This is a genomic window from Micromonospora sp. NPDC047753 (assembly GCF_040642735.1).
In the GTDB taxonomy this organism is placed as follows: domain Bacteria; phylum Actinomycetota; class Actinomycetes; order Mycobacteriales; family Micromonosporaceae; genus Micromonospora.
The window spans coordinates 1-5465 of record NZ_JBEYSL010000455.1 but is presented as its reverse complement, the minus strand read 5'-3'; the positions used below and the strand labels follow the sequence as shown (position 1 = coordinate 5465).

Genomic DNA, 5465 nt, shown 5'->3' with positions numbered 1-5465 from the left:
AGGAGGCGGCCCGCAAGCTGCGCCTGTCCTCGCAGCAGACGATGCGTACCGCGCAGCGCCTGTACGAGAACGGCTACATCACCTATATGCGTACCACGTTGATCTCGACCGGGTCGGCCGCCGGCAGGATCTCCCCGGGGATCACGGGATCGGGTGGTGCACCGTCACGAGCTTGGTGCCGTCCGGGAACGTCGCCTCCACCTGCACCTCCCTCAGCAGCTCGGGGATGCCGTCCTGGACGTCGTCGCGGCCCAGCACCGCCCGGCCGGCCGACATCAGGTCGACCACCGACCGCCCGTCGCGGGCCCCTTCGAGGAGGAACGCGGTGATCACCGCGACGGCTTCGGGGTAGTTGAGGCGCAGGCCGCGTTCGCGGCGGGCGCGGGCGACATCGGCCGCGACGTGGACGAGCAGGCGATCCTGCTCATGCGGGCTGAGGAACACGGGGCTCTCCCGGTGGGTCGGCGTGCCCCGGCTCGCCGTCGGCTCCACGAGGAGCCACCCGGGCACCAGGACCCGAGGGGACGAGCTGGGAGTCACACGACCGCCGGGCCACCGCCGACGGGGCGACCCGGGACTCCACCATCCCGGCCCGCACGACGGGCATCCGGCGGTGTCGGGTCGGATGCGGACCGCACCGCCCACCGCTGAGCAGACCGTAGAGGATCGCCACCGACCGAGGCAACAGTCCACTGGGGATCGGCCTGGTTCACAGCCCGGTGCGGGTACGTGTTCCCGTGCGGCGGCAGGCAGGGGATGATCACCGGATGACGGCGACGAGGGGTACGCGCGCACTGCTCGGTGTTCTGTTCCTGGCGGCGGCCACGGTCGGGACGTGGCTCCTCTGGCTGGGCTGGGACACCCGATACACGGTCGACGCGCAGACCGGCGCGAGCAGCGGCCCGTACGAGCCGTGGCAGGTGATCGGCTGTGTGGTGACGCTCGTGTTGCTGGCCGCGCTCGCCGGGACGCGGCTCAGCCCGTGGCTGGTGGCGTCGGTGATGACCGTGGCGTTCACGGCGGTCTGGTCCTGGCGGGCCGCCGGGACCGACGACAGCGGGCTGTGGGTGGTCGGGGGGATTCTGGTGCTGGTCGGGATGGCGGCCGGCAGCACCGTGGTGAGCCTCGCGGCGCGGCGGGTCGGCCAGCGGTTCGCCGGGCGACCCGCAGCGAGATAACCGATGGCCTCGTGCGCGTTGCAATGCTAAAAGGGAGCGTGCCTGACCTGACGAGCCCTCTCGACGCCACGTCCCTCAGGACCGAGCGGCTGCTGTTGCGCCGCATGCGCAGCGATGATCTGGACGGGTTCGCGGCGGTCAACGCGCAGCCCGAGGTGATGCGCTACATCCATCACGGCCGCACCCTGGACCGGGCCGCGACAGCGGAGCGTCTGGCCACCTATCAGCGGCACTGGGACGAGCACGGCTTCGGCCTGTACGCGGTGGAGATCAGCGAGACCGGGGAGCTGGCCGGTTTCACCGGACTGGCGGTGCCGAGCTTCCTGCCCGAGATCATGCCGGCTGTGGAGATCGGCTGGCGGCTCGGCCGCGCGTACTGGGGTCGGGGCCTGGCCACCGAGGCTGCCCAGGCCGTTGTCGCCCACACTCGTGCCACGCTCGACCTGCGGCGGTTGGTCAGCATCCACGCCGTCGGCAACGAGGCGTCCGCGCGGGTGATGGTCAAGCTGGGCATGTGGCTGGAGCGGGAGACCGTTCAACCGGACACGGGCCGCCGGGTCCGGGTCTACGCGATGGACCTGTAGGCGGTCCTGGCCCCGGTTGCGGCGGACCGGCCGGTCAGCGGGCCACGGCGGGTTGCGGCGCTGGCACGCCGGCGAAGGGGATGTCGACGTGGTCGCCGGTCCCTGGCTGGCCGTCGGGGTGCCGCCACAGCCCACGATCGCGCAGGATCGGCAGCACGCCCTCCCCGAACCAGTACGCCTCCTCCAGGTGCGGATAGCCGGAGAGGATGAACTCGTCGATGCCGAGCGCGTGGTATTCAGCGATCCGGTCGGCGATTTCGGCGTGGCTGCCCACCAGCGCGGTGCCGGCCCCGCCGCGGACCAGCCCGACCCCCGCCCACAGGTTGGGGGCGACCTCCAGGCCGTCGCGGGAGCCACCGTTGAGGTCGAGCATGCGGCGCTGCCCCTCGGACTCGCTGCGGCGCAGTCCCTCCTGCACGGCCCGGATGTCGGCCTCGGACACCCCGTCGAGCAGGCGCTGGGCCTGCGCCCAGGCCTGCTCGGCGGTGTCGCGCGCGATGACGTGCAACCGGATGCCGAAGCGCAACTCCCGCCCGGCGCGGGCGGCCAGCGCCCGGACCCGCTCCAGCTTGTCGGCGACCAGGGCCGGCGGCTCGCCCCAGGTGAGATAGACGTCGCTGTGCCGCACCGCCACCGGAAGTGCGGCGGCGGAGGACCCACCGAAGTAGACCGGCGGCACCGGGTCGGGCGGCCGGTGCAGCCGTGCCTGTTCGACGCGGACGTGGGTGCCGTCGTGGTCGACGGTCTCGCCGCGCCACAGCGCACGCACCACGTGCAGGAACTCGTCGGCCCGCGCGTACCGGGCGTCCTTGTCCAGGAAGTCGCCGTAGGCCCGCTGCTCCTGTGACTCGCCGCCGGTGACCACGTTGAGCAGCAGCCGGCCCTGGGACAGCCGCTGGAAGGTCGAGGCCATCTGGGCGGCCAGCGTGGGGGCCAGCAGCCCGGGCCGGAAGGCGACCAGGAACTTGAGTCGTTCGGTCACCTCGGTGAGCATCGCGGTGCTGAGCCAGGCGTCCTCGCACCAGGCCCCGGTGGGGGTGAGGGCGCCGACGAAGCCGAGTTGCTCGGCGCTGCGGGCGATCTGCCCGAGGTACGCCACGCTGGCCGGGCGGGCGCCTCCCGCGGCACCGGTCGGTACGCCGTGGCCGCCGCCGACGATGTCCCGGCTGTCGCCGTTGGTGGGCAGGAACCAGTGGAAGGTGAGGGTCATGGGGCTCTTTCCTCCAGCGGGGGCGGTCGGCGCACGCGGCGAGGCGGGCACCTCCTGAGGGGTGGGACGATCCCGCCGACAGCCTACCCATAAAACCTATCGGGTTAGTAGGCTACTGCCGGCGCCGACACCTGTCGATGCGCCGCTGTCCGCCTGCCCCGACCCGAGGAGCCGCCATGCCCACCCCGTCGACGAGCCGTCCCCCGCACCGCCGCCTCCTGACGGCGGCACTCAGCACAGTGGCGCTGCTCGCCACTGTGGCGGTGAGCGCGTGCGGCGGATCCGCCGATGCGGACGGCGGCAGCGCGCAGAAGCTCCGGATCGGCTACCAGCGCTTCGGCGGGCTGAGCCTGGTCAAGGCGCGCGGCGCCGCACCGGATGTGGAGTGGTCACTGTTCGAGAGCGGACCCGCGCTCACCGAGGCGCTCAAGGCCGGCTCGATCGACATCGGACAGGTCGGCGAGGCGCCTCCCGTCTTCGCCGCCGCCGGGAAGATCCCGTTCTCCGTCATCGGCACCTCGGCACCGATTCCGCAGGGGGAGGCCGTGCTGGTCAAGGCCGACCGGGGCTACCGCAGCTTCGCCGACCTCAAGGGCCGAACGGTGGCCCTCAACAAGGGGTCCAACGTGCACTGGCTGCTGGTGCGGCTGCTGGAAGCGAACAACATGACGTTGAAGGACATCCAGGTCAAGTACCTCAAACCCGCCGAGGGGCGGCCCGCGTTCGACGGCGGGCAGATCGACGCCTGGGTGATCTGGGACCCGTACTTCGCCCTGGCCGAGCAACCGGGGGTCCAGGTGCTCGCCGACGCGACCGGTCTGGCCAGCAACCGCGAGTACGTCCTGGCCTCACCCCGAGCGGTCGACAAGCGGACGGACGAGATCCGCGCTTTCCTGCAGCGCTACCGCGAGGTGACCGACTGGGGCATCGCCCACCCCGAGGAGCGGGCCAGCACCCTCGCGCCGGAGCTGAAGATCCCCCAGGACGTCACCAGCCGCGCCCTGGCCCGCAGCGCCAAGCCCCTCGCCCCGGTCACCCCGGCCATCGGCGACGAACTTCAGGCGATCACCGACAGCTTCATCGCTCTGGAACTCATCCCGGGGCCGGTCGATCTCCGATCCCGGGTCGACGGCCGGTTCAACGAGGTGTTCCAGTGAGTCGTACGACGCTCGTCGAGGCGCCCGAAGAGGTCACAGCGGCGGCGCCTGTCGTACCCCGTCGTCAGCGGTCGTCCCGGCGCTGGCGGCGGGTGGTGAGCCCGATGGCGCTGGTCGTGGGGTGGGAGTTGGCCGCGCGCACCGGGCTGCTGGCGGCCGAGAAGCTACCCGCGCCCAGCGACGTCCTGGCCACCGGCGCGCGGCTGAGCCGGGACGGGACGCTCGGAATCCACCTGCTGGACTCCCTCACCCGGGCCGGGGCCGGCCTGCTGATCGGCGGTCTCCTGGCCCTGGTCCTGGGCACCGTGGCCGGGCTGCTGCGACTCGGCGACGACCTGGTCGACCCGCCGGTGCAGATGGCCCGGATGCTGCCGCACCTCGGGCTGGTCCCGTTGCTGATCATCTGGGTGGGCATCGGTGAATCACTCAAGATCAGCCTGGTGGCTCTGGGCGCGTTCTTCCCCATCTACTTCAACACCTACGCCGGCATCCGGGACATCGACGAGCGGCTGGTGGAAGCAGCCCGCACCTGTGGTCTGGGGCAGGCCGCCCGACTGCGGCACGTGGTGCTGCCCGGCGCGTTGCCGTCGCTCTTCCTCGGCCTGCGGCTGGCGATCGGGGCGGCCTGGCTCAGCCTGGTCGTCGGCGAGCAGGTCAACGCCCAGACCGGGATCGGCTTTCTGATGATGGAGGCGCGGGAGTTCAGCCAGACCGACGTGGTGGTGCTCGGCCTGCTCGTCTACGCGCTGCTCGGGCTGATATCCGACAGTGCCTTGCGCGTCCTGGAGAGGAGGATGTTGACATGGCGTCGCGGACTGCGGGCCACCTGAACGGCGCCGAGCCGGTGCTCACCGCCCACACGGTGCGCCGGGCGTTCGGGCCGACGGTCGTGCTGGCCGGGGTCGACCTGACCATCGCCCGCGGCGAGGTGGTGGCCCTGCTGGGCGGCAGCGGTTCCGGCAAGAGCACGCTGCTGAGGATTCTCGCCGGGTTGGACGGCGAGGCCAGCGGGACGAGCGTCGTGCACGGCACCGCCGCGGTGGTCTTTCAGGAGCACCGGTTGCTGCCATGGAAACGCGTGGCGGAGAACGTGGGGCTCGGCCTGTCCGGCGCGGACGGCCCGGGGCGGATCCGGCGGGCGCTGGCCGAGGTCGGTCTCGCCGAGCGGGATCGCGCCTGGCCGGCGGAGTTGTCCGGTGGGCAGGCGCAGCGGGTGGCAGTGGCGCGGGCCCTGGTCCGCGAGCCGGACCTGCTGCTGCTCGACATCGATGATGCGCTCGAGCACGGCCAGCGCCTTGCAGCGCTGCCGCAGCAGGTCGATGTCGGGAAGTTTGGC

7 protein-coding genes and 1 pseudogene are annotated in these 5465 nt (G+C 72.1%); 6 read left to right on the top strand and 2 right to left on the bottom strand.

All coding sequences use genetic code 11. The annotated features are described in order from the left end of the window. A pseudogene (locus ABZ749_RS28325) lies at positions 1-83 on the top strand (hypothetical protein); the annotation flags it as partial. A gap of 58 nt (positions 84-141) precedes the next feature. Here ABZ749_RS28325 and ABZ749_RS28320 read toward each other — a convergent pair. After that, positions 142-444: an urease subunit gamma gene (locus tag ABZ749_RS28320; protein WP_030335444.1), complete on the bottom strand. Its 303-nt coding sequence runs from the start codon at positions 442-444 to the stop codon at positions 142-144. 323 nt (positions 445-767) lie between these two features. Here ABZ749_RS28320 and ABZ749_RS28315 point away from each other — a divergent pair, with 323 nt between their 5' ends. Further along, complete coding sequence (locus ABZ749_RS28315; RefSeq protein ID WP_357233153.1) at positions 768-1178, top strand: hypothetical protein; 411 nt, start codon at positions 768-770, stop codon at positions 1176-1178. A gap of 38 nt (positions 1179-1216) precedes the next feature. Continuing rightward, positions 1217-1762, top strand: a complete 546-nt coding sequence (locus tag ABZ749_RS28310; protein WP_357233151.1) for a GNAT family N-acetyltransferase — start codon at positions 1217-1219, stop codon at positions 1760-1762. Between the two features lie 34 nt (positions 1763-1796). Here the strand turns inward: ABZ749_RS28310 and ABZ749_RS28305 are convergent, their stop codons facing one another. Next, positions 1797-2972 (bottom strand): LLM class flavin-dependent oxidoreductase, encoded by a 1176-nt coding sequence (locus ABZ749_RS28305; protein WP_357233149.1) that lies wholly within the window; start codon positions 2970-2972, stop codon positions 1797-1799. 176 nt (positions 2973-3148) lie between these two features. Here ABZ749_RS28305 and ABZ749_RS28300 point away from each other — a divergent pair, with 176 nt between their 5' ends. The 3 genes from ABZ749_RS28300 to ABZ749_RS28290 all read left to right on the top strand — a co-directional run. After that, complete coding sequence (locus tag ABZ749_RS28300; RefSeq protein ID WP_357196301.1) at positions 3149-4129, top strand: aliphatic sulfonate ABC transporter substrate-binding protein; 981 nt, start codon at positions 3149-3151, stop codon at positions 4127-4129. Beyond that, positions 4126-4959, top strand: a complete 834-nt coding sequence (locus ABZ749_RS28295) for an ABC transporter permease subunit (RefSeq protein ID WP_357233146.1) — start codon at positions 4126-4128, stop codon at positions 4957-4959. The genes ABZ749_RS28300 and ABZ749_RS28295 overlap by 4 nt, the downstream gene beginning before the upstream one ends. After that, the coding region (locus tag ABZ749_RS28290; RefSeq protein WP_357233143.1) for an ATP-binding cassette domain-containing protein at positions 4932-5465 on the top strand (534 nt) is incomplete at its 3' end. The genes ABZ749_RS28295 and ABZ749_RS28290, both read left to right, overlap by 28 nt.

Coding starts and splice junctions, on each gene's coding strand:
- ABZ749_RS28305 (WP_357233149.1), bottom strand. CDS start 2,972: ATGACCCTCACCTTCCACTGGTTCCTGCCCACCAACGGCGACAGCCGG.
- ABZ749_RS28315 (WP_357233153.1), top strand. CDS start 768: ATGACGGCGACGAGGGGTACGCGCGCACTGCTCGGTGTTCTGTTCCTG.
- ABZ749_RS28300 (WP_357196301.1), top strand. CDS start 3,149: ATGCCCACCCCGTCGACGAGCCGTCCCCCGCACCGCCGCCTCCTGACG.